Source organism: Synechococcus sp. MU1651 (assembly GCF_023630635.1).
Taxonomy (GTDB): Bacteria; Cyanobacteriota; Cyanobacteriia; order PCC-6307; family Cyanobiaceae; genus Parasynechococcus.
In genome coordinates this window covers 1-23,485 of the sequence record NZ_JAKUHJ010000014.1, presented here as the reverse complement: position 1 = coordinate 23,485, position 23,485 = coordinate 1, and the positions used below count along the sequence as shown (strand labels likewise).

At 62.1% G+C, this 23,485-nt stretch carries 23 protein-coding genes and 1 pseudogene; 12 read left to right on the top strand and 12 right to left on the bottom strand.

Going from position 1 to position 23,485, the window contains the following annotated elements:
• The first annotated feature begins 21 nt into the window (after positions 1-21).
• Positions 22-1,224, top strand: coding sequence for a glycosyltransferase family 2 protein (locus tag NCN05_RS10065; protein ID WP_250397973.1), 1,203 nt, complete (start codon positions 22-24; stop codon positions 1,222-1,224).
• Entirely contained in the window at positions 1,221-2,018 is a 798-nt protein-coding gene (locus NCN05_RS10060; protein WP_250397972.1) for a uroporphyrinogen-III synthase, read from the top strand. Before NCN05_RS10065 ends, NCN05_RS10060 begins: the two co-directional genes overlap by 4 nt.
• Here the strand turns inward: NCN05_RS10060 and NCN05_RS10055 are convergent.
• Genes NCN05_RS10055 through zds form a run of 3 tightly spaced genes read right to left on the bottom strand, consistent with a single transcriptional unit; the run spans position 1,994 to position 4,378 of the window.
• Positions 1,994-2,512 (bottom strand): hypothetical protein, encoded by a 519-nt coding sequence (locus tag NCN05_RS10055; RefSeq protein ID WP_250397971.1) that lies wholly within the window; start codon positions 2,510-2,512, stop codon positions 1,994-1,996. The genes NCN05_RS10060 and NCN05_RS10055 overlap by 25 nt on opposite strands.
• The gene (locus NCN05_RS10050; RefSeq protein WP_250397970.1) at positions 2,475-2,912 is read right to left on the bottom strand and encodes an SRPBCC family protein; all 438 of its coding nucleotides are present in this window, start codon (positions 2,910-2,912) and stop codon (positions 2,475-2,477) included. Before NCN05_RS10050 ends, NCN05_RS10055 begins: the two co-directional genes overlap by 38 nt.
• The gene (gene zds / locus NCN05_RS10045) at positions 2,912-4,378 is read right to left on the bottom strand and encodes a 9,9'-di-cis-zeta-carotene desaturase (RefSeq protein WP_186541380.1); all 1,467 of its coding nucleotides are present in this window, start codon (positions 4,376-4,378) and stop codon (positions 2,912-2,914) included. The genes NCN05_RS10050 and zds overlap by 1 nt, the downstream gene beginning before the upstream one ends.
• Positions 4,379-4,448: 70 nt before the next feature.
• On the opposite strand from zds, the gene NCN05_RS10040 reads away from it, so the two are divergent.
• From NCN05_RS10040 to NCN05_RS10020, 5 genes are read left to right on the top strand one after another with little or no spacing between them, the layout of a single operon-like run.
• Positions 4,449-4,841, top strand: coding sequence for a HesB/IscA family protein (locus NCN05_RS10040; protein ID WP_114987465.1), 393 nt, complete (start codon positions 4,449-4,451; stop codon positions 4,839-4,841).
• A 49-nt stretch (positions 4,842-4,890) separates the two neighbouring features.
• Positions 4,891-5,310, top strand: coding sequence for a hypothetical protein (locus tag NCN05_RS10035; RefSeq protein ID WP_250397969.1), 420 nt, complete (start codon positions 4,891-4,893; stop codon positions 5,308-5,310).
• A gap of 46 nt (positions 5,311-5,356) precedes the next feature.
• A complete protein-coding gene (locus tag NCN05_RS10030; protein ID WP_250397968.1) occupies positions 5,357-5,524 on the top strand; it encodes a hypothetical protein in 168 nt (55 codons plus the stop codon).
• Between the two features lie 14 nt (positions 5,525-5,538).
• Complete coding sequence (locus NCN05_RS10025) at positions 5,539-6,711, top strand: lipid-A-disaccharide synthase-related protein (RefSeq protein WP_250397989.1); 1,173 nt, start codon at positions 5,539-5,541, stop codon at positions 6,709-6,711.
• The gene (locus tag NCN05_RS10020; RefSeq protein ID WP_250397967.1) at positions 6,708-6,980 is read left to right on the top strand and encodes a DUF8620 family protein; all 273 of its coding nucleotides are present in this window, start codon (positions 6,708-6,710) and stop codon (positions 6,978-6,980) included. Before NCN05_RS10025 ends, NCN05_RS10020 begins: the two co-directional genes overlap by 4 nt.
• On the opposite strand, the gene NCN05_RS10015 is transcribed toward NCN05_RS10020, so the two are convergent.
• Positions 6,928-7,857 (bottom strand): TIGR01777 family oxidoreductase, encoded by a 930-nt coding sequence (locus NCN05_RS10015; protein ID WP_250397966.1) that lies wholly within the window; start codon positions 7,855-7,857, stop codon positions 6,928-6,930. The two genes, NCN05_RS10020 and NCN05_RS10015, sit on opposite strands and share 53 nt — an antisense overlap.
• 82 nt (positions 7,858-7,939) lie before the next feature.
• On the opposite strand from NCN05_RS10015, the gene NCN05_RS10010 reads away from it, so the two are divergent.
• Entirely contained in the window at positions 7,940-8,194 is a 255-nt protein-coding gene (locus tag NCN05_RS10010; RefSeq protein ID WP_006850906.1) for an NAD(P)H-quinone oxidoreductase subunit O, read from the top strand.
• Here the strand turns inward: NCN05_RS10010 and NCN05_RS10005 are convergent.
• From NCN05_RS10005 to NCN05_RS09985, 5 genes are all read right to left on the bottom strand, one after another.
• A complete protein-coding gene (locus NCN05_RS10005; RefSeq protein WP_250397965.1) occupies positions 8,173-10,239 on the bottom strand; it encodes a glycosyltransferase family 39 protein in 2,067 nt (688 codons plus the stop codon). The two genes, NCN05_RS10010 and NCN05_RS10005, sit on opposite strands and share 22 nt — an antisense overlap.
• Positions 10,236-10,904 carry a J domain-containing protein gene (locus NCN05_RS10000; RefSeq protein ID WP_250397964.1) on the bottom strand — a complete coding sequence of 223 codons (669 nt, stop codon included), beginning with the start codon at positions 10,902-10,904 and terminating at the stop codon, positions 10,236-10,238. Before NCN05_RS10000 ends, NCN05_RS10005 begins: the two co-directional genes overlap by 4 nt.
• Positions 10,901-11,869, bottom strand: a complete 969-nt coding sequence (gene cysK / locus NCN05_RS09995; RefSeq protein WP_250397963.1) for a cysteine synthase A — start codon at positions 11,867-11,869, stop codon at positions 10,901-10,903. The genes NCN05_RS10000 and cysK overlap by 4 nt, the downstream gene beginning before the upstream one ends.
• 112 nt (positions 11,870-11,981) lie before the next feature.
• Entirely contained in the window at positions 11,982-13,487 is a 1,506-nt protein-coding gene (locus NCN05_RS09990) for an iron uptake porin (protein ID WP_250397962.1), read from the bottom strand.
• A 209-nt stretch (positions 13,488-13,696) separates the two neighbouring features.
• A complete protein-coding gene (locus NCN05_RS09985; RefSeq protein ID WP_250397961.1) occupies positions 13,697-15,124 on the bottom strand; it encodes an iron uptake porin in 1,428 nt (475 codons plus the stop codon).
• Between the two features lie 434 nt (positions 15,125-15,558).
• Between NCN05_RS09985 and NCN05_RS09980 the strand changes: the two genes are divergently transcribed.
• From NCN05_RS09980 to NCN05_RS09970, 3 genes are read left to right on the top strand one after another with little or no spacing between them, the layout of a single operon-like run.
• A complete protein-coding gene (locus NCN05_RS09980; protein ID WP_250397960.1) occupies positions 15,559-17,154 on the top strand; it encodes an ArnT family glycosyltransferase in 1,596 nt (531 codons plus the stop codon).
• Between the two features lie 23 nt (positions 17,155-17,177).
• Positions 17,178-18,308: a glycosyltransferase gene (locus tag NCN05_RS09975; protein ID WP_250397959.1), complete on the top strand. Its 1,131-nt coding sequence runs from the start codon at positions 17,178-17,180 to the stop codon at positions 18,306-18,308.
• On the top strand, positions 18,271-19,806 hold the full coding sequence (locus tag NCN05_RS09970) for an ArnT family glycosyltransferase (RefSeq protein ID WP_250397958.1): 1,536 nt from the start codon (positions 18,271-18,273) through the stop codon (positions 19,804-19,806). The genes NCN05_RS09975 and NCN05_RS09970 overlap by 38 nt, the downstream gene beginning before the upstream one ends.
• 40 nt (positions 19,807-19,846) lie before the next feature.
• Here the strand turns inward: NCN05_RS09970 and NCN05_RS09965 are convergent, their stop codons facing one another.
• Positions 19,847-21,385, bottom strand: a complete 1,539-nt coding sequence (locus NCN05_RS09965) for a DUF2079 domain-containing protein (RefSeq protein ID WP_250397957.1) — start codon at positions 21,383-21,385, stop codon at positions 19,847-19,849.
• 117 nt (positions 21,386-21,502) lie between these two features.
• The gene (locus NCN05_RS09960; protein ID WP_250397956.1) at positions 21,503-22,462 is read right to left on the bottom strand and encodes a hypothetical protein; all 960 of its coding nucleotides are present in this window, start codon (positions 22,460-22,462) and stop codon (positions 21,503-21,505) included.
• Between the two features lie 87 nt (positions 22,463-22,549).
• Between NCN05_RS09960 and NCN05_RS09955 the strand changes: the two genes are divergently transcribed.
• On the top strand, positions 22,550-23,290 hold the full coding sequence (locus tag NCN05_RS09955) for a DUF8692 domain-containing protein (protein ID WP_250397955.1): 741 nt from the start codon (positions 22,550-22,552) through the stop codon (positions 23,288-23,290).
• A 52-nt stretch (positions 23,291-23,342) separates the two neighbouring features.
• Here the strand turns inward: NCN05_RS09955 and NCN05_RS09950 are convergent.
• Positions 23,343-23,485 (bottom strand): annotated as a pseudogene (locus NCN05_RS09950) (photosystem II D2 protein (photosystem q(a) protein)); the annotation flags it as partial.

Here is a 23,485-nt window from a genome sequence, read left to right as displayed (position 1 = left end):
CCAACCCCAAGCCGGCCGGCCATGCTCAGCCTCTCGATGATCGTGCGCGATGAAGAGGCGCGTCTCGGGGAGTGCCTGCGCTCCGTGCAGGGCTTCGCCGACGAGATGGTGGTGGTGGACACCGGCTCCACCGATGCGACGGTGGCCATCGCCGAAGCGGCCGGAGCCCGGGTTGAGCAGATTCCCTGGCCGGGGGACTTCGCCCCAGCCCGCAACCAGGCCCTGGAGTTTCTCAACGGCGACTGGGTGCTGGTGCTGGACGCCGATGAACAACTGCGCCCCGAGGCCATCCCAGCCCTGAAGGCGTTGATGGCCCAGCCCGATGTGCTGGTGATCAACCTGCTGCGTTACGAGGTGGGGGCTGCCATGGCTCCCTATTCCAGCGTCAGTCGTCTATTCCGCCGCCACCCCTCGATCCGGTGGAGCCGGCCGTACCACTCGATGATCGACGACAGCGTTCGCACCCTGCTGGACGCCGAACCCCAATGGCGCATCGCCGATTGCAGTGAGCCGGCAATCCTCCATGACGGCTACCGACCGGAACTGCTGGCGGGCAGCGACAAGGCCGATCGGCTGCGGCAGGCCATGGAGGCTGATCTGCAGGAGCGTCCCGGTGATCCCTACGCCAGCGCCAAGCTCGGGGGGCTGTTGATCAGTGAGGGCAAGAACGAAGACGCCATTCCCTTGCTGGAAAACGGCCTGAAGCAGTGCAGTTCAGCCGGTGCCGAACGGTATGAACTGCTGCTGCACCTGGGATTGGCCCTGACCCCCAGTGATCCCGACAAGGCGGTGAACTGCTACCGACAAGCCCTGGAGATTCCCCTGGACACTCGGGTGAGTCTTGGAGCCCGCCTCAACCTGGCGGCTCGACTGATGGACCAGGGCAACCTGGAGGAAGCGATCAGCCTCACCCAAACCGCCGCCCAGCGGGCACCGGAAGTGGCCCTCGCCTGGTACAACCTGGGGCTGATGCAGCGGAGGCGCGGCGACCTCGCCGCGGCCCTGGAGGCCTACAGGCGCGCCCTCAGCCTGGATCCCAACAACGCTGAGTGCCATCAGAACAATGCCGTGGCCCAGTTGTTGGGCGGCAACATCGACGCCGCTCGCGGCAGCTTCATCCGCGCCATCAACCTGCTTCAGGCCCAGGGAAACGCTGACGCTGCTCAGCAGCTGCGCGAAAGGGTGGAGGGGGTGGTGAAACTGGACGGGGAGGCTGTCGCTTGAGCCAGCCCTTGCAAAGCCGAACGGTGGTCGTCACCCGCGCGGCCGACCAACTGGGAGCCGCGCGCCAGCTGCTGGAGCAGCGGGGGGCGACGGTGCTGGATCTCCCTGCCCTGGTGATCGGACCACCTGACCACTGGGGTCCTCTGGATGACGCCCTCGAGGACTTGGAGAGCTTTCACTGGCTGGTGTTCTCCAGCGCCAATGGCGTGCAAGCCGTGGAACAGCGGCTGAAACGCCTTGGCCGTTGCCTAGCCAGACGCCCCGCCAGTCTCAAGATTGCCGCGGTGGGCCGCAAAACGGCGCAGGTGCTGGACGACCTGGGGGCGGCCGCTGATTTCGTGCCTCCGAGCTTCGTGGCCGACAGCTTGATCGATCACTTCCCGGTGTCGGGCTGGGGTCTCAAGATGCTCCTTCCACGGGTGCAGAGCGGTGGTCGCACCCTGCTGGCGGACGCCTTCGGTGAAGCCGGGGTGCGGGTGGTGGAAGTGGCGGCCTATGAGTCCGGCTGCCCCGCCACGATGCCGGAGCCCACAGCGACCGCCCTGGAGGGAGGTGACGTTGATGCCATCGCCTTCAGCAGCGGCAAGACGGCGGAACACACCGCGCAGCTGCTGGAACAGCGCTTCGGCCAAGACTGGGCTGAACGGTTGGAGGGGGTGAAGTTGGTTTCAATCGGCCCCCAGACCAGCCGCAGCTGCCGCCAATGCTTCGGCCGGGTGGATGCTGAGGCCGACCCCCACGATCTCGAAGGGTTAGCCGAAGCCTGCGTTCAGGCGATGCAGAAGGGATCCTGAGGCTCATCGTTCAGCGCGAAGCGAATGCAACCGCGCGCCACATCGATGCTGAGCACCGACCATCCAGTTGGCAGCAACAGCGGAGCATCCGCGCCGCAGCGGCCATCTGCGCCCACACAGATCACACCACTGCCGCTGGGGGTGGTCACGATGGCTCGTTTCTGATCTCCCACCAACAAGACGCCAGTCAGGGCGAGGCCAGTCGTGGGGTCCTGAGCATCCGCAGGCTCCGCACCAACAAAAGGAGCAAAGGGATCCGCCCGGCCGCCGGGGGCAGCCTGCTGCACCTCCTCAGCCGAAGGCAGAGGGGTCAGGCCAATCGGCGGGGCCTTAACCGCTGAGGTTTCCGGAAGCGGCTCAGGTTTCACTGGAACCGATGGCAGCGCCGTGGCCGTTGGCGTTTCGCCACCACAGCCCCCCACGACCACCAACACGGCAACGGGGGCAAGCCAATGCTTAGCCGCCTGCTTCCACCAGGTCACGGAAACGGTCAAGGTTCGCCTGAAGCTCCTTGGTCACGATGCCCCCCAGGATGCTGGGTTCCATGAGCGGTGCCAAGACACGCGGCAATTCGTAGGTCACGCTCAACTTGACCACAGTGCGGTCGTCGGCTTCGGGGTAAAAGCGAACGGCACCCTTGGTGGGCAGGCCACCCACTGATTCCCAGTGCAGTTGCTGGGCTTCAACCCGCTGGGTGATCCGGGCCTTCCAGCTGAAGCGGAAGCCCTGTGCCGCCAAGGTCCAATCGGTGAGATCAGGGTCGTCGAGGGGCTTGACCGACTCAATCCAGCGCATCCAACGGGGCATCGCCTCGAGATCACTCCAGACCTCCCAGACCTTGGCGGCCGGGGCCCGCACCTCGGAGGTGACCGTGTGTTCGAGCCAGCGTCCCATCAGGCCACCGCCGCGTTGGTGGCCAGCTTCACCGGCTGATCGAGGATGGCCGCCGCCGCCAGATGACCGCTCATCGTGGCTCCCTCCATCGAATCGATGTAGTCCTGACGGGTGTAGCTACCGGCCAGGAAGAAATTACGAATCGGCGTGCGCTGCTCCGGGCGGTAGGGCTCCATGCCCGGGGCTTCGCGGTACAACGACTGCGCCAGTTTCACCACGTTGCTCCAGGTGAGCTTGAGGTTGCGGGCCGATGGGAACAGCTCGCGCACTTGACGGTCGGTGTGGGCCACGATCTCATCCACCGACTTGGGAATCCAGGGATCACCAGGGGTGAGCACGCATTGGAGCAGAGAGCCCTCTCCCTCCTTGCGGTAATCCTCCGGACTGGCCAGGGCCAGATCGGCAAAACAGCTGAAATCGGCATCAGCCGTGTACAGCAGGTTGTTGAGCCCCGTGGGTGTCGCCACATCCCGGCGCTGGGCTTCCTGGGCATCTCCCAGCTCGGTCACCCAGCCGTCGTAGCGGAGCTGAACCGTGGCCACGGGTACAGCCTCCAGCTGATGAATCGCCTTGAACTGGGGGTAACGGTTCCAGGCCTCGGGCAGCAGTTTCTGAATCCCGGGCACATCACAGGCGGCCAGGTAAGCGTCAGCCTCAACACGAATGTCTCCTTCGGGCGTTCCCAGCTGCAGGCCAGTGATCTCAGGGGATTCACCCTCGCTGTAGTCCACCTGCTTCACCCGATGACGCAGATGCAACTTGCCTCCACGCTGCTGGATGTAGTCGAGGATCGGACCCGTGAGCCAGCGATGGGGTGATCCCTTCAGCAGATTGAGCTTGGAGGCTTCCGTCTTGGCCGCAAACATCATGAAGATGGTGAGCATGCAGCGGGCGGAGATGGCCTCGCAGTCGATGAAGCCCAGGGCATAGGCAATGGGATTCCACATCCGCCGGATGCTTTCGGGGCTGCCGCCATGGCCCACAAACCAGTCCTGGAAACTGACGGAGTCGAGGGCTCGGATGGTGCGCATCGCCCCCTCGTAGTCCACCAGACCCCGCACGATCGGACTCGTGCCCAGGGCCAGGGCATTGCGCAGCTTATCGATCCAGCTGAGCTGCGGTGTGGTGAAGAACGCCTTGAGGCCGTTGAAGGGTGCGCCGATGGGGAAGCGGAAATCCAGCTCCCGCAGATCGCCCCCCTTGTTCACGAACAGGTGTGTGTGCTGCTTCGGCAGAAGGTTCTCGAACGCTCCCACCTTGCGCATCAGAGCGAAGAGGTTGGCGTAATTGAAGAAGAAGACGTGCAACCCCATCTCGATGTGGTTACCGCCCTCATCCACCCAGCTGCCCACCTTGCCGCCCATGAAGGGACGGGCTTCGTAGAGATTCACCTCATGGCCCGCATCCACGAGGTCCACTGCAGCGGAGAGGCCGGCCAGGCCGGAACCAACGATCGCGACCCGCACATGATCTGGTCAACTAAGGCGACTCTATGTATGAGCGTTCATAGAGTGAGAGCGCGAGCCTGCGTTGAACATGACTTCCACCCCCGATACCGCGCCGGCCCATACCGCCAAAGACGGCAAGGGCATCCTGATCACCGAACCGGCGATGCAGCAGCTGGCCAAGCTGTGTGGCGAACAGGGTGAGAACCAGGTGCTGCGCGTCGGGGTGAGGTCCGGTGGTTGCAGCGGCATGAGCTACACGATGGATTTCGTGCCCGCCTCAGACACCCTCGACGACGACGAGACCTACGAATACATGGCGGCTGATGGTCAGAGCTTCCGGGTGATCTGTGATCCCAAAAGCCTGCTCTACATCTACGGAATGCAGCTGGACTTCAGCACGGCTCTGATCGGTGGTGGCTTCAACTTCACCAACCCCAACGCCAGCCAGACCTGTGGCTGCGGCAGTTCCTTCGCCGTATGAGCGAAGCCACGTGGGAATCTGAAGGGAGATCACTGCCCTCTCCCTGTTGATGGAGACTTCCCAGGACAGCCTGTTTGAGCAGGCCATGGCCCGATATCAGGCTGGCGCCGCGGCCGAAGAGGTTCTCCCTGATTTCGCCCGCATCGTTGACGCCGCCCCCCGCCAATCGGCGGGCTGGACCTGCCTGGCCTGGCTGCAGCTGCTCTGCAATGAGCCAGAGGAGGCGCTGCGGTCGGCACGTTTCGCGGTGAGACTCAACGGCCAGGACCCCCAGGCCAGGATCAACCTGAGCCTGGCGTTGCTGGAAACCCAATCCAAGGGCGTGCGTGACCACATCCAGGTGGTCCAGCAGGTAATGACCCTGGCCCCAGAGGTGTCTGGCGAACTCAAGGCCTCGATCGCCGACGGGCTTGAGCGCAAACCCGGCTGGAAGGCCCTCGAGAAAGTGAAAGCCTGGCTTGAGCTCTGATCACAACGGACGCGCTGCATGACAGCCACTGCCTGACAAACCCTGCATGACAGCCACCTGGACCATCACCCGTCTGCCGTCCCAGGTTCGCGTGCGACCTCCAGCGGATCGTTCGGCTCAATTACGGCAGGAACGCCTGGCCAGCGAAGCGCGACGGTTGGAGCTGGCCAGGCGCGCCAACGGCATACCGGATCCGAGCACCTGGATGTGGTGATGGGCAGCCCGGCGATGGCACGCATCCTGCTGCTGAGCAATGGCCACGGTGAAGACCTCTCCGGCGCCCTGCTGGCCCAGGAGCTTCAGCAGCAGGGCCACAACGTGCAGGCTCTTCCGCTGGTGGGCCTTGGCAGCGCCTACCAAACAGCCGGCGTACCGCTGCTGGGACGCAGCCATGAATTCAGCACCGGCGGCATCGGCTACACCAGCCTTCGCGGCCGCCTCACCGAGATCGCCCAAGGGCAAGTGCTGTATCTGCTCCGACGCCTCGTGCGTCTGATGCGGTACCGGCGTCGCTTTGATCTGATCCTGGTGGTGGGAGATGTGATCCCTGTGATCGCGGCATGGCTCAGCCAACGGCCTGTGGCGACCTACCTAGTGGCCTACTCCAGCCACTACGAAGGGACGCTGCGCCTGCCCTGGCCCTGCGCTGCTCTGTTGAAAAGCCGCCGCTTCAAAGCGGTGTACAGCCGCGATCAACGCACCGCCGAAGACCTCAGCAGACAACTGCAACGGCCGGTGACCTTCCTGGGCAATCCGTTCATGGATTCGGTGCTCACAGCGGCCACCCCGCCGCCCAGCAGCACGCCACTCATCAGTCTGCTGCCCGGCAGCCGCCGACCGGAACTGGAACAGAACCTGCAGCTGTTGCTGCGGCTGATCGAGCTGCTGCCCAACACAGTTCGCTGCAACGTCGATCTGGCCTTGGTGCCCAGCCTCGATGACGACAGCTTGCGGCAGCTCGGCGAACGATGCGGTTGGCGGCTGGACAACAACGGCGTGCTGCATCGCGATGGAACTTTGGCCATCAACGTGCGCCGCGGAGCCTTCGGTGCCGTGCTGCAGGGCAGCGACCTGGTGATCGGCATGGCGGGCACCGCCATCGAACAAGCCGTTGGCCTGGCCAAACCGGTGCTGCAGCTGCCGGGCCAGGGGCCTCAATTCACAGCGGCATTCGCTGAAGCCCAGCGGCGCCTGCTGGGCCCCACGGTGTTCTGCGCCGACGGGGAGAGTGGCAGCCGTGAGGCCCTGGAGGCCACAGCGGAGCTGGCCATGGCCCTGCTGGATCGTGCGCGACAGGATCCTGGCTTGCAGCGGCAATGCCAGGTGGAAGCCCAACGACGGCTCGGAGAAGCGGGAGGAGGCCCGAGAATGGCGGCAGCCATCAGTGCACTGCTGTCATGAGTGCCCCCACAGAACCGGTCTGGAAACGCTGGCTCGACCGGCTGCTGATGGTGAATGTGCTGCTGGTGTTTATCGGCGCCGGGGTCTTCGCCGTTGCCGTGGTGCAACAGGGCCAAGGCCATGACTGGCTGATGGACCAGGTTCAGCTGCTGTGGCAACCCCTGTTCGCCCCAGCCATCAGCCTGCTGATCATGGCGGCCCTGGTGAGCGGCATCTTCAGCTGGTGGCAGCGGCGAGTGCTGAAGCCAGATCGGGGTAGCGGAAGCTGAAGTTCAAGCCGTCAAGCCGCTCCGAAGCCACCTGCTGGCCCTCAAGCACCACCTTGGCGCCATCCCCCAAGAGCACCTGCAGCACGGGGGCCGGCACTGGCAGGAGGCTGGGGCGGCCCAGGCTGCGCCCCAATTGCTTGCAGAAGGCCGTCATCGAGACGGGCTCGGGAGCCACGGCATTGATCACACCACTCCAGCTCTCGTCCGTGAGGGATCGAAGGATCAGAGCGCAGAGGTCAGTGCGGTGGATCCAGCTCATCCATTGCCGGCCACTGCCGATCGGACCGCCAAACCCTGTGCGGAACACCGGAAGCATTTTTCCGAGTGCGCCGCCGTCGGCCGCCAGCACAATGCCGATCCGCAAAGTGACCTGCCGTACAGCGGAAGGCACCGCCTCAGCCGCCGCTTCCCAGCGCTCACACAAGCTCGCAAGGAAGTCGTCGCCAGGGGTGCTCGATTCAAGAAAACGCTTGTCCAGGCTGGAGCCGTAGAAGCCGATGGCCGAGGCATTCACCAGCAGCTTCGGTGGCGTGGCACAGGCCTCAATCGCCTTCACCAACTGAGAGGTCGTTTCCAGACGGCTGGTTTCAAGCAGCTGCCGATGGGTCGGGGTCCAACGCTTCTCGGCAATCGGTTCGCCCGCCAGGTTGACCACTGCATCGGCCTGGTTCAGGGCATCCAACAGCCCGGCGTCGGCCCAGGTGCTGCTGCTGGCGGGGTCGAACTGCATCCAGATCAGTCGCCCATCCGCCCGTTCAGCGTCGTAGCCGCGGGCCAAGCGGCGGCTCACCACCGTGAGCTGATGGCCGGCCTGAAGCAGGAGCGGCAGGAGCTCACGGCCAACAAAACCAGTGCAGCCGAACAGCAGCAGACGCATGAAAGCGGGGGTGGTGCGGCTGGGAGGCTAAGGGGGTTCGTGGGCGATTGGTTTTAGCCTGGTGCCATCACCATCCCCTGTCATGGCCGAATCCGACGCCGCTGCCCCCGCCAAGGCCAAGCCTGCTGCGCTGCGCAAAGGGGCTTTGGTCAAGGTGAACAGAGCCGCCTACAGCTCCAGCCTTGAGGCTGGAGCCAGCGATCCCACAGCACCCGACTACATCTTTGAAGGTCCCGGCGAGCTGCTGGTGGTGAAAGGGGACTACGGCCAGGTGCGCTGGAACCGTCCGGTGCCCGATGTGTGGCTGCGAATGGATCAGCTGGAAGCCTGCTCCTGATCCTGATCTTGATTGGAGGCGGGCTCCAGGGCCTCCTCCACGGCTGTGACGGCCGCTGGAACTGACGTGATGGCAGCAGGGATGCGCCACAAAGCACCGGAGAGCACGCCGCTGAGATCCCCCAGCCCCGCCAGCACAGGATTCGAAACGCCGGCCCCATCCGCAGCGGCGGCGGCCTGCCAGGGGTTCCACCCCGCCAGGTTGACCACACTGCGGTAGGCCGCTGGCCAGGGGTTATCAGGCAACAGCCGTTGCAGCGCCTCGAACTGCTCCGCTGCCTGCGCCGGGCGGTTGTCCAGCACCGCCAGCAGCGCCAGGGTCCAACGCGGTTGCACAGCATCGGGATCCTGCGCCAAGGCCGCCAAGGCCTCAGAACGCACCGGCTCCCGATAGCTGAAATGGCCATCGAGCATGTGCTCCTGCCCCACCACAGCGAACACCGGATCCAGCCCCACCGGCCCTGCCGCCAAGCCAGCGGCGAGCTCGGGGAAGCGCTGCGCGAAGGAAGGGCCTGCAATCGGGTGCGTCGCGCTGCGGCGCCAGAGGGAATAACTCCCCCCCTTCGGACGTTCAAACTGCTGCACCAGCTCGAACACACCGCTGCTGCGCACCGCTTGATCCAGCTTTCGCGCCGCTTTGCGCACGGATCCCTGGTTCCCTTCCGCCAACACCACCCATTCCGTCCGTGCCAGCACAGGCTCACGGTCCTCGCGATTACCACCCAACTGACGTCCAACGGTCTGACCACCGCGGCGACGGCCGTAGAAGCTGACGTTGTGCTGGTTGAGGTCGGAGGTGCTGGGAACCACGATCAGGGTGGCAGAAGGCCTACTGGGATCTGCACCGCCGGCGGCCTCCACCACAGCCTCCACCGGACCGCGGGAACGGTGCTCAAACCGATGCAGCTGATGCGCCCAGCCCGCGGGCACACAAGCCAGAAGCCCTAACGCAAAAAAAGGCTTCGCCATCCAAGGGCGCCTGGTTGTCCACCAGTGACCCCACTGCCACCACCCCCGGGCCAGCAGCAACACAAGTGAGGGCAAAAGCGGCGTGATGTAGCGACCATCCTTGTTCGGGCTCAGGGTGGTGAGGACCCAGGCCCCAACAAGGTTGAGCATGAGCCAGCGCCAGGACCATCCGTGATCGGTGGAGACCTTCTGACACTGCCAGCACCAGAGCAATAGTCCAGAAAGCCCCACCAGCAGCAACACACTGCCCAGCTGCTCCGGCAACAGGCGCGGATACCAAAGCCAACTGTCCAGACTGAAAACGCTGGGGTCCCCCTCCCGAACCGCCGACTCGAACACGGCCCGGTTGGTGCCGCCGAGGCTGGTGATCCAGTTATGACGCAACCAGGGACCAATCAGCACCGCCGTGAGCAGGGGCAAGAGCAGGGCCTGCCGCAACCAAGGACCACCACGCCGCAGCGCGATTCCTGCGGCCCAGACACCGGCGGGGACCAGCACCAGAAGGGCACTTTGCTTCACCAGCACGGCTGCCAAAGCCGCCACGGTGCAGCCCCAGGCCTGCCCCCAGCGGCCACCTCTCTTGGGATCACACCAGACCCCAAGACGCCAGATCGCCAAACTGCAGCTGGCCATCAGAGCCATCTCCAGCACGTAATCCGTGCGCAACTCCATGAACACAGGTGTCAACGCTGTCAGGAGGCAAGCGATCAGGCCAAGGCCATCCCCCTGCAGACGCCGCCCCCAGCCGGCCATCACCACCAGCAACATGCCGTTCCAGAGGCTGAGGCTCCAGGCCGCCTGCTCAGGGGCATCTCCAGCGATCGCCATCACACTGCCGTTCACCAGGGATGCCAAAGGCGGAATCTTGGGAGATAGATCCAGCAGCGCCGGCCAACCCTGCCAAGCCCCACCGGGAAGCAAGCCCAAGGCGCGGCCATGGTCCATAGCGCTATTGAGGTAGTCAGCCTGATCCCAGGCAGGGACTCCGGTCTGGAGCGTCCACCACAGCCGATCCACCAGAGTGGAGAGCACCCAGATCAGGGCAACCGAAGCCCAGAAACGCCAGCGCTGTTTCACACGATCTCCAACCGACGCCGTTCATCTTGGAGCCGCTTGCGTCGCTGCTTAGCCTCCCGCAGCATCTCGCGACCATCGTGGAGGTACCCATCCACGTAGCCCATGGTGTAGCGCTCCAATTCGGCCAGAGCGTCTTCCACTTCCGAAAGACAGTGATAAAGGCTCAGACCAAAGCCACGGGCCGAGGCCGGCGTGGGCAACGACTGAAACAGCTGCTTGACCTTGTCCATCCGACGTCCGCTCGCCTCGAGATAGCTGCAGAACGCCTCCATCAGCTCATCGTCGTAGGGATCTCCCGACAGTGCCTTGAGTTGCTTGGGGAAGGGATTGATCACCTCACCGAGCATCCGATCGATCGGGGCGTAGACCCGCCGCAGCCACTCCACCAGAGCATCATCCGCGGCCACAGCACGATCATGGGCACGGCTGGCCCGGCGCAGATCCGTCGGCGATGCAGCCCGTGCCGGCTGGGGCCGTGTGCGATCAAAGGCCTTGCGGCGCTCGGGATCCCCAAGAACTTCCCAGGCAGCATTGAGTGCCAGCATCTGCTGGTCGTCGCCACCGGCATCGGGATGGTGCTGCTTCACCAGCTGGCGGTAGGCCGCCTTGATCTCAGCGTTGCTGGCGGTGCCGCTAACACCGAGCACGGCATAGGGATCGCTCACAGCTGACCATCCCTTCGGGCGGGAAGCTGCGAAGCAGCACTGAACATCGGGGTGGAGAGGTAGCGCTCGCCATAACTAGCCAGCATCACCACCAGGCGTTTGCCCGTCATGGCGGGGTCCTGGCCCACCCGCAGGGCTGCGGCCATGGCTGCTCCGCTGCTGATGCCGCAGAGCAGGCCCTCCTCCCGGGCCAGACGCCGGCCCACCTGCATCGCTTCCTCATCGCTCACCGTGAGGATCGAATCAATCCGATCCAGTTCAAGCACCGCAGGAACAAAACCAGCTCCAATCCCCTGGATGCGGTGGGCCCCAGGGTGCTTTCCAGACAGCACAGCACTGGCCTCGGGCTCAACGGCAATCACCTGCAGCTGCGGCTGACGCGCTTTTAAAAGACGGGCACAACCGGTGATGGTGCCGCCGGTGCCCACCCCCGCCACAAAGGCATCGATCTGGCCATCGGTATCGCGCCAGATCTCCTCCGCCGTGGTGCGTTCATGCACGGCTGGATTGGCGGGGTTGTCGAACTGCTGAAGCAGGTAGGCGTTGGGGATCTCCTCCACCAGCTCCTTGGCCAGCGCAATGGCCCCATTCATGCCCTGGGCACCGTCGGTGAGCTGCAACTCTGCTCCGTAGGCCCGCAGCATCGCGCGACGCTCCGTGCTCATGGTGTCCGGCATGGTGAGAATCAGCCGGTACCCCCGGGCTGCCGCCACCATGGCCAGCGCGATCCCGGTGTTGCCGCTGGTGGGCTCCACCAGCACCGTTCGCCCGGGAATGATCGTGCCTGCCTGCTCCGCATCTAGCACCATGGCGCTGGCAATGCGGTCTTTGACCGAGGCGGATGGATTGAAGCTCTCCAACTTGGCCAGGATCTCGGCCCGGCAGCCGCAGGCCTGGGGCAATCGGTTCAACCGCACCAGGGGCGTGCCACCGATCAAGGCCGTGATGTCAGGCGCAATGCTCATGGCTGCAGCTTGCCCGCAGAGCGACCATAAAAAAAGCCCTCCGCAGGGGAGGGCTAGGACGTGTGTATGAGGAAGGTCGTTCTGAAGGCTCAACCGAAGTTGGGCTGAATGATCAGAACTTGAAGACAGTCTGGAGAACGGCACCAAACTGCTCATAGCCCGACTCACCCTGCTTGGAACTGGACTCAGGCAGATAGAAGATTGCCGGAATCAAAGTGATGTTGCTGGAAACCTTGTACTTCAGAGAGGCTTCCCAAGCAAGCTCGGGAGCATCAGGGTCATCACCCTCTTGGGATTCGACATACAAGGGTGCGCCGAAACCAACAGCCAGACTGTGGGAAGAACCGGCAATTTTGTCCCACTGAAGGCCCACCATCCAAGTGCGGAGCTCTTCGACAGTGCTGCCTTCGAGGTCAGACCAGCCGTAAGAAGCACTCAGTGACGGAATAAAACCAGTCTCAGCGGGCTTCCAGAAGCCGTTGATGGCGAAGTTCTGGGAGTCGACGGTGTCACCCTCTGAACCGCAGGACTGGGACTTGAAGTAGCCGGTGCCGAATCCAGCACCACACTGGCCATAGCGATAACCCAATGCAGCACCCCACTGCTTGGTGCCATAACCAATCTGAGCGGTGGTGTTCCCCTTGGAATCAGACGTGAGCATGCCTGCTTCAGAGCTGGCCTGTTCTCCGTCATCAGCGACGTAGTTGAGAGCAGCAGTCAAGCGGGGCTCACCCTTGGCAACTTGCTGCTTCCAGATCACACCAACGAGACCGCCGGTCTCTTTGTTGTAGACGTTTCCGGCACCAAACTGACCACCGAACATGTTCAAGGTCTTCAGCGTGTAAGCCGTGGGCTTCATCCCCAGACTTTCGGTGTTACGGGCCATGGGGCCAACGATGGCTTCAAAGCCTGAAGCGACAGGGAACTTGTAGTACAGGCGGTCAAGCTCAAGAGTGTTGCCAGACATGCCGGAGACATCCAGCTTGCGGAAACCACCTGAAAAAGCAGAGCCGTCCTTCATATTGCCGGCACGCAGGCGTGCAAACAGAAGGTCCTTACCAGTGAAGGAAGTCTTCAGACCGAGGCGATAGTCGTAAGAGAAGCTGAATGCGTCATCGTCTGCCTTCGCTTCGCTGTCCTCGGAATCAAGGGCACCCGTGACGAAGGTTGCTTTACCTGAAAGCTTGGTGGTGGTGGAGAACTGGGTTGCTTCCAGTTCGCCGACGCGGGCCTCGAGGCCGTCAACGCGACCTTTGAGGATGGCCAGCTCGGTCTCGAACTCAGCCATGAGGCGGCGCAGCTCGTCGGTCACTTCGGTGACGCGGTCGAGGCAGGCGTTCAGCAGGGCAGCCGCTTCGTAGCGGGTCATGGCCCGGTTGCCACGGAAGGTGCCGTTGGGGTAACCGGCGACGCAGCCGTAGGTCTCCACCAGGTTGGCCAGAGCCTGATAGGCCCAGTCGGTGGGGTAGACGTCGGAGAACTGGGTGACGCTGGTGACCTGATCAGCGGAAGCCGCGTAATCAGAAACGCCGTTGATGTTCAGCTCGGCGGCATTAGCGCCGGTGGCCAGGAGGCCAAGGGCGGCAGGAGCCACCAGCAGTTGCTGGAAAAGCTTCATTTTGGGTTCTCACACCATGAGAAAAGTGCCGGCAAGACATGCCAGCGGGTCCACGCTATTGGCGCGCTTTAAGCCAGCCAGTAAGAGCAGTCCAAGAGTCGTTTATGTATCGGTTAAGACCATCCGCCAAACGCCAAAAAAAAAGCTCTCCACTGATGTGGAGAGCAGTTCCCGAAAATGAGGATCCAAGGGACCCAAAATTCCGACTATCAGAAGACGAAGGTCGTCTTAACCAAGCCGCCAAAGACCTCTTCAGCGTCACCACCATCATCGATACCAAAGACGGCAGGAGTAATGGTGATGTTGTCGGTCACAGCGAAGCTGTAGAAGACTTCCCACATGGTGCTGGAGTCCTCATCCTCGAAGCTGGGAGCTTCACCGATAGCGCCACCGAAGGAGTTGCCTTCGATGAAGACGTCACTCCACTCAAGGCCGACGTACCAAGAGTCGATATCGTCGGAAGTGTCGTCGACATCAGCCCAGGAGTAACCGGTGCTGATGGAAGGCATCAAGCCTGCGTCGGCAGACTTCCAAGCAGCAGCAACGCTGTAGCCGCTGCGGTCAGCAGTGGTATCGGCTGTGCCGATGGCCAGGCCAGCGTTCTGCTCGTAGGAATAACCAACCTGAGCAAGGAAGTTGCCGTCGAAGACTTCGCCTTCGTAGAACAGCTGCCAAGCGGAAGTGGTAACGCCGGCGTCAGTACCGATGCCCTTGGAGGAGTCGTCGCCATCAACAGCAACGTAGTTGCCGCTCACTTTGAAGCCGCTATCACCCAGGGTGTAGACAGCACCAACACCAGAACCGGTGTAAGCCAGGTTGTTGGTGGTAGGAGCGCCGCCGTAGGTGAAGAAGTCCAGCAGCAGGTCAGAGGGGTAGTACGTGGCATAGCCGGCGTACATGGAAGCATCGTCGGTACGGACGATGGGACCTGCGGTGACGCTCAGAGAGTCACCAACAGGGAATGTGTAGAACAAACGGCCAAGCTTGACGCTGTTACCGCTAGCCATTGCGGTTTCAACGAAAGTCAGGCCGGTTCCGAAGATGGAATCGTCAAAGTTGCCGGACCGCAGCACGGCAGTCAGCTCATCCTCACCAGTGAAGGAGGTAGCCAGCTTCAGGCGGAAGTCGTAGTTGAGGGTGGTGGCTTCAGAGCCATCGATACCATCAAGGGCACCAGCAACCCAAGCGGTGTAACCCTTGAGCTTGGTGGTGGTGGAGAACTGAGTTGCTTCCAGTTCGCCGACGCGGGCCTCGAGGCCGTCAACGCGACCCTTAAGGATGGCCAGCTCGGTCTCGAATTCAGCGATCAAGCGCTTGAGCTCGTCGGTCACTTCGGTGACGCGATCGAGGCAAGCACTCAGCAGGGCAGCCGCTTCGTAGCGGGTCATGGCCCGGTTGCCACGGAAGGTGCCGTTGGGGTAACCGGCGACGCAGCCGTAGGTCTCCACCAGGTTGGCCAGAGCCTGATAGGCCCAGTCGGTGGGGTAGACGTCGGAGAACTGGGTGACGCTGGTGACCTGATCAGCGGAAGCCGCGTAATCAGAAACGCCGTTGATATTCAGCTCGGCGGCATTAGCGCCGGTGGCCAGAAGGCCAAGGGCGGCGGGAGCCACCAGCAGTTGCTGGAAAAGCTTCATTGAATTCCTCACACAGGAAATAGGCGCTAGTGCGCCATCCCGGATTGTGAGGGGCAACCATTCGTTAATAAATGCAGCTTGTGCCGGTCCCTACATCGACATGTATCAGTGGATACCGTCTTGAGCCGGTAAGCCATCCCCCTCAATAAACGATGCCCCCGCCCGGAGATCCGGACGGGGGCTCTCGCCGGGTCCGATTTTGCCGCGGAACCGGATGATCAGTTCAGAAGGCGCCGTTCAGCCAGCGTTCTCCGCGATCAGCAGACCCTGCATCAAACAACTGGAAATCATGGACACCTCCTCCTGAAGGATTGTGAATGCCGGCAACGCCTTCGGAATGATGAACATCTCCCGAAGGAAGCATTCATCTCTCCACGCCGCTGCATCCTGAACACAAGGACCATACTCAGTTTTTGATGTGATGGGAGCCACCCATGCGCTCCGGCTCAGCTCCTGAGGCAGCCCCCTGGATCGCATTGGGGGGGCTTGGCTTGGCCGCCGCCGTGCTGGCCCTGATCGGGCTTGGCGATCTCCCCCTGCGGGACTTCGACGAAGCCACCGTGGCCCGGGTGGCCCTCGAACTTCGCCACGGACTCGGGGAAGCCCCATGGCTGCCCACCCTCTGGGACAAGCCCTACCTCAACAAGGCACCTGGTCTGCACAGCCTGATCGCCCTCGTGATCGGTGCAACGACACAGCAAAACCAGCTCCCTTCAGAGTGGGCGATCCGTCTGGCACCGGCCTTGCTGTCGTGCCTGGTGGTGCCGCTTGGGGGTTGGCTGCAATGGCTACTACGACCGGGAGATCGCTCCAGTGCCCTCGCCACCAGCCTGATCTTGCTGACATTGCTACCGGTAGCCCGGCATGGACGCCTAGCCATGCTGGACGGCACCCAGCTGACGGCCATGGCTCTGCTTTGGCTGGCCTTGCTGCAGCTCAATAGCAGCCGGTACAGCGCAATCTGGGGGGCCATCGCCGGCCTGATGGCCAGCGCCATGCTGCTGCTTAAGGCCCCTCTGCTGGTGCCCGCGGCGGTGGCCGCCGGTTTGGCGCTGGCCTGGGGCAAGGAATGGAAATGCTGGAACAACAGGTCCACTGCCTTGATCGGGATGTTGCTGGGCCTGGCACCGGGGATCGGCTGGCATCTTTGGCATGCCCACATCCGGGGGAGCAAAGCGCTCTGGCTCTGGGGCGGAGATGGTGCCGGGCGGGTTCTTCTGGATGCCGGCGAAGGCAGTGATCTGGGCTGGCGGGTCCCGCTGATCGAAGTGCTGGAGGGGGGCTGGCCCTGGCTGCCGCTGCTGCCCTTCGCCCTGATCTGGGCCTGGCAGTGCCGTCAGAGCCGCTGGGGCCGCTGGTCGCTGGCCTGCCTGATCACCTTGGGCGGAGCCATTCTTCCGCTGCGCACCCAGCTCCCCTGGTACAGCCACCCGCTCTGGCTGCCCATCGCTCTCCTCTGTGCTCCGCTACTGGTCTGGCTGGTGGAGCGTCCCCATTCTTCGTCAAATTCACCTGGCAACCCAAAGCCCCCCTGCCGCTGGCTGCTGTTGCGGCTTCCAATTTTCTGGCTCGGGCTCGGGCTTCTGCTCCTGCTGCTTTGGCTGGGCAGCTTCAGCAGCATCGGCGGCAGCCTTGCGCCCTACCGCGGCCTAGCGGGTCTACTGGGCCTTGGCTGGTGTGGCGGTGGATGGTGGCTGCGCTTTGGCGCACCACAGCGACGACGCCTTGGGGTGATCAGCCTCAGCTGCGGCAATGTGGCAGCGCTGGCCATGTTGTTTCACTCACCCCTGTGGTTGTGGGAGCTCAACGAAACGTGGCCCGTGCAACCGGTAGCAGCCTTGGCCAGAGCCAACCCTGGACGTGAGATCAGGCTGAAGGGTTACGACGAACGTCCCAGCCTGAACTGGTATGCCGAACAACGCATCCGTCGTTTCAAAAAAGGCCCAGGCCGGCCTTTAAGCGACAAGCCCCAAGAGGATTGCATCATCGAAGGCCAAGCGGGTCGATGGACGCTGGCCAACTGTCGGTAGCCTGAGCCGGACTGGAGCGCACTGTGTCGTCCACCACGGAACGTGAAGGAGCAACGAGCCACAGCGGCCTGTCGATCGTGCTTCCCACCTTCAACGAGGGCGGTTCCATCCGCCAAGTGATCGAATCCCTCCTCCGTCTTGAGACGGAGAATCCGATCGAGATCCTGGTCGTCGATGACGATTCCCGCGATGGCACCCCAGATCTGGTTCGCGCCCTGGCCCGCCAGGACTCCAGGATCCGGATCATCCAACGGGTGGGACGCTCCGGACTGGCCAGCGCCATCAAAGAAGGCCTGATCGCAGCCCTCTATCCCACCGCTGTGGTGATGGACAGCGATGGACAGCACGAACCGACCTCCGTGGGCGAAGCCGTGCAGCTCCTGGATCGAGAGGGACTGGACCTTGTGGCCGGGAGCCGCTTCCTCGACCGCTCCGTAATCCGTGGCCTCAGTGATCGACGCACCGATGGCTCCACCCTGGCCAACCGTCTGGCCCGTTGGAGCCTGCCCAGGTCCTACCGGCACCTGAGCGATTGCATGAGCGGCTTCATCGTGCTGCGCCTCAACCGCTGCCTGCCGCTGGTGCGTCAAGTGGACGTCAACGGATTCAAATTCTTCTACGAACTCCTGGCCATCAGTCGCGGCCGCCTGCAGGTGGGAGAAATTCCGCTGCGTTTTCAGCCAAGGCTGCATGGCAGTTCCAAGCTCGATCTCGCCGTCCTTTGGGACTTCGTGGTGTCCCTGATTCACACCGCAACCCTGCGGCTGCTGCCGCGGCGGGCCATCAGCTTCGGGCTTGTGGGCGCCTCAGGCGTGGTGGTGCAGCTGCTGTCCACAGCACTGCTGATGGGCCTGTTCAACCTGGCGTTTCAGCAGGCGCTTCCAGTGGCCGTGATCACCGCCGCAAGCTCGAACTATCTGGTGAACAACGCCCTCACCTTTCGCGACCGACGCCAGAGCGGACGGCAATTGATCCGGGGTTTGCTGAAGTTCCTGCTGGTGGCCTCCCTACCCGCGCTTGCCAACGTTGGCCTTGCGACCAGTTTTTACACCCTGATTCAGGCCCATGCGCTCTGGGCCCAACTGGCGGGCATTGTTGTCGTCTACGTCTGGAACTATGCGGCCTCATCCCGATTTGTCTGGAACAGCCCCTAAGCCGGCCTGGCTGCCCATCGGCCTGGGAAGCCTGCTGCGGCTGGTGCAGATCTGGATGCCTGTGGTCGGCGTTCACAGCTGGCGACAAGCCGACACTGCAGCCATGGCAAGGCATTTCAGCCAGGCAGGCACACCGATCTGGCTGCCGCAGGTCGACTGGGGCGGTGCGAGTGCCGGCTTTGTGGAATCTGAATTTCCGCTTTACCCCTTTCTGGTGAGCCGCCTGTACAACCTGATGGGCATGCAGGAATGGCTGGGCCGCGGGCTGTCGGTGCTCTGCAGCGCACTGACCATCTGGCTGGTGATGCGCCTGAGCCGGCGTTGGTTCAACCCCGAAGCCGGTTGGTGGGCGGGCCTGGCCTTTGCCATCGCACCTTTGGGGGTGTATTACGGGCGCGCCTTTCAAGCCGAAGCCCTGTTGCTGCTCTGTGCCGCAGGAGCCCTGGAGAGCCTGAGCCTCTGGCGCGAGCGACGGTTGCCCTGGGCCCTGGTCCTTAGCTGGCTGTGCTTCACAACGGCTGGCCTGATCAAGGTGATTCCACTGCTTTGGCTGGGGCTGCCCCTGCTGATGGTGCAGCTCACCCCATCGCCCCAAGCAGCAGTTGAATCTCCTCAACAGATCCTGCAACGGATCAGGCATTTGGCGCTGAGTCCATGGTTCTGGATCTACACAGCAACTGCCCTGGCCATGACGTCCGGCTGGTATTTGCACGCTTATCAATTGGGAGCAGCCAGCGGTCTGACCTTCGGCTTCTGGGGAGAGGACAGTGATCGCAGCAACATCGCGTTGGTGCTCGATCTCTCGAGCTGGATGAACCTTGGCGTCCGAACCGGCCTACGGGCCTTGGCTTTGATGGGGATTCCCTTCCTCGTGATCGGAAGCATCCGCAGCTGGCGGATTGGGGGAGGGCGCATCGCCCTAGGGGGGGTAATCGGGTTGCTGCTCTGCACCATGGCCACGATGAGATCAAGCACCGTGCATGAGTACTACCAGTTCCCTTTGTTGCTGTTCAGCTCCCCATTGGTGGGACTGGGATGGCAAACCTGGAAATCCAAACAGCAAGGCTGGCTGGTTCAAGCGGTGCTCAGCATCACAATGATGATCAGTTTGATGGTGCTGTCGTTCGATTACTGGGCTGTAGAGGTACGTCAGCGCAGCATCTGGATGCCACTTGCAGACACCATCCGCAGCGAACTCCCGGCTGAAGCCCGAATCGTGAGTGTCACAGGGTCCGACCCGACACTGCTCAATCTGGCCCGGCGACAGGGCTGGTTGATCTCAAACAAGAAGCTCACCTCGGAACGCATCGCGAAGTTGAAGCGCGCCGGTGCCAGTCACATCACAGGTAGCTTCCACTGGGAAGAGAGCTACCGACCACTGCCAAAAGAGCGGCGCACAATGCTTGAAAAGCTGACAGCTTCAAGCTCAGGTGCCTGGATTGATCCACGACAGCAGACTTACCTGCTTCCAATTAAGGAGTTGCCTGAGAATTTTTAATTCCGAGCCACAACGTTCTTTCCGACAAAGGGGACCAAGCTCAGTTCAACCACGAACAGGAGCGAGGATCGATTGCAGCTTCGGCGGATGTTCCGGCCTGAATTGAAATCCGCTTCAGGACAACAGCTCCCCGATGACAGTGCATCAACTGATAATTATCAGACGCAACAAGCTTTGAAAGCTTGCGGCCAATCGAGCGTTGCAGATTGCGCTCGAGCTTGAACACCGGTGCCAAGGGTGTGTAATAACCGGGGAAGGCCACCACCCAATCAACCAACTGTGGCTCTCCACCACGATCGAGATATTGCGTGGACTTCGGGAAACGGATCAACACCTCCCGTTGCGCCAGCCAGGGCAGCACAGATGTGTCGGCAGAGACACTGGCCTGCTCAGGGATCAAGGCCACAGCTTCACGTAACGCAGCGCGGCGCTCAAGCATGGCAGAGGGAGACACATGAACCCACGGCGAAAAACTATCGGGCACGAGGGCCGAAAGGCTGCGATGGGGATTTGCCACCAAGGTGAGCGTTAAACCAAGCGCCAAGGCACCGAACCAACAGCGACGGATCCAAGGCATGGTCCAAACCGATGCATGACGCTGCCACCAGAGAACTGAGCCCAAATAAAGACCAGGAACCAGAGCCAGCACATAGCGAAGCGTCACAGACAGTGCCGAGCGCCCTTGCGACACCAGCGCGATCAAGAGGGGGACAGCCACCAACAAGGCTGAATCGACCGACAGCAACGGGATCAACAGCAGAGGAAGACTGAGGGCCAGCAGGAAACCAAGTGTTGCGCCAGGGGGAGAAACGATCGCCTGCAGAACCGCCAGTGGATGCCGCAACATTGCAACCAGTACCGAGAGGGTGCCGCCCGAAACGTCATCCACCAAATGACCAAACTTTTCCTGGAGAAAGCGATCGGACAACGATGAATCAACCGCTGGCTGGATCCATCCGGTGACCATCAAGACCCAGAAAAATGACACCGCCATCAAGCCGACACCCTTCCAACGGGCGGCCGGCTGACGAACCAAGGCCCAAAGCCCCAAGGAGAACAACACCAGCCCGCTGTCTTCCCGAACCAGCAACAACATCACTGCCGCAAGAACGAGCTGACGGTTGTGCTGCTCCAAGAGTGCCTCCACCACGAGGAATCCCAGCAGAGGGAACCAGATCAGATCGTGAAAGTTTTCAAGGGCTGGGCCGATCACAGCACCACTGAGGTAATAAGCGGCGGTGATACGGATCGCTAGTGACTCCGGCAAACGCCTGGCAGCAATCCTCCAAAGCACCAAGCCTGCTGCCGTCAACAGCGAAACCTGCACCAATGGGAGCGCCCAGCTACCGAGCAGAAGCACCAAAGGTGCAATCAGCAGCGTGAGGAAATTGGCATGCTGACCGAGGTGGAGATAACTCACCGACGGCAGTTCACCGCCGACTTTCACAGCGGCGGACAGCACCGATGACAAGCTGCTTTCAAAAGGCCGCCCCTGAGCCGTTGACCAGAGCTCTTGCAGAAAGAGGGCCTGGTCATAGGTGGCACTAAGGCTCTCGAGCCGCCAGGCCTGAATGCTCAAACACGCCAAAAAAAACCCAGACGCCAAGATCACCACCGGAGCTGGCATTAGACCTCGGGATGGGGCAGCAGATGCACTGGGATCGCTCATGCAAACCTGACGTCGAATGGAGGGAGGTTAAGGATCCTCGGCAACGCAATCAGGAGCTTGAGGTTCCACAGAACCCAACAAGACGCGCGTCCGTAGAAGCGAGAGGAGGAGCGAGGCGTAAAGCACCAGCTCACCCCACTCCTGATCACGATTGAGGATCACATTGGAGAAGGTGCGCGTGGCAATGCAGAAGGCCAGTGCAGAAACGGCCATGAACAGCGGCCAGCTGTAGACAGCGGGAGTGAGGGCCCGGGACACGGCCGCCATCGATTCAGAACAGTTTCTTGTGAGCGCTCGCATCCAGCGAGGCGCGAGAACCACAACAGCCAAAACCCCAAGGGTCGCAAGGAAGGAGCCCATATCCAGTCGATCCTGAAACCAACCGATGTTGTGCAGGGTCGTCTCGTTCTGCGCGTTGATCTCGTTCAACAAGGGTGGGGTCTGCCAACTAAAGATGACCTGCCCCCAGGCGAGCTCCTCCATCAAAACAAGCGCCAGGCATGTTGCGCCGAACTTGAACAGGCGCCCGGGTCGGCGTTCCTCAAGACGCGCATTCAAATCGGCGCCGATCAACCAGGCCGTCCGGGTGGCGAGCAGCAGCACAAGCACTTGGCTCCACTCCACCAAGCCGCCCTCACCAAACACCAGCTGTTTGTAAGCATCACGGTTCGGCGCGCCTGTCTTCAATCCCACAACCAGTAAAAACACAAGTGCCAGCAGTCCCCAAACCGCGCGGGTACGACCTTGATGGGCTAAAGGATCAGCAACCGAAAGCAACAGCAACAGCCCCTTTGAACGGGTGGCCCAAACCGCCAACCCCGTGCTCACACCAGCCAAGACCCCCCAACCGAGATCAGGTTGGGAACCGCCAGAGGCAGACATCACCAGCTGCACGGCCACTGTCAACAGAGACGCAGCCGCCACCACCACGAACACAACGGTGATGGCGGCCTTGAGAGCACGACCCCGTGTGTAGATCACAGCCACCAAGCCATCCCTTGCGCGAAGCGCAGGTTAAGCAGAGGTTTAGAACCGAACTCTGAGACCGGGGTTCACCCTCCGCACAAGCCAACCGTGATTCAGCAACCGAATGCAGCGGATCCACGCCAGATCGGAATCATTCCGCTGACGCCACGATCGATCCGAAAGCTGCTGATGGCCATCACCGCAGGGCTCTTGCTGGCCCACAGCGTCGTGCAAGTGGGCATTTACGGCTTCGGGGCGGAGAAGCATTGGCTGGACAGCCTCAACATGGACCGCGAACTCAACCTGCCCACCCTGTTCAGCACCGCGCTGTTGCTGATGGCGGCCCTGTTGATGCAACGACTGGGGCAGAGCAGCGATCGCATCGCTGCCCAGGACTGGCGTTTGCTGTCGAAAATTTTCATCTTTCTGGCACTCGACGAAGCCCTTCAGATCCACGAGATCCTGATCATTCCAGGGCTCAGGCACCAAGTACACCCAGCTCTGGCATCCACCTGGGTGGTGCCCTACGCCGTCCTCGCCCTCATCCTGCTGTGGCGCTTTCGCCGCTTCCTCGGCTCAATCTCCCGAGCAACGGCATCACGGTTGCTGCGATCAGGGGCCGTCTACATCGGCGGTGCCATCGGCATGGAGATGATCGGCAGCTTCGCCGTTCGATCGAATCTGATCCGACTGCATAGCCCCTGGTATGGCGCCATTACAGGTCTGGAGGAAGCGTTGGAACTGCTTGGCATCGTTCTGCTCATCGATGCACTGTTACGAGCGCTGCTCGATCAACGCAACAGCCTCGATCTCACCTTGCGTCTGGGGCCTGATTCAGACAGCAACTGAACCAAAAAAAAACCGCCCGGATGGGCGGTTGAAGAAACAATCGGCCTTGTGATCAGAGGGCGTTGCCGCGGGGCAGAACCTCTTCAGGAAAGACGAAGTTTTCGTGCGGCTGGTCAGCCGGTGCCATCCAGGCACGCAGACCTTCATTCAGAAGGATGTTCTTGGTGTAGAAGGTCTCGAATTCGGGATCTTCTG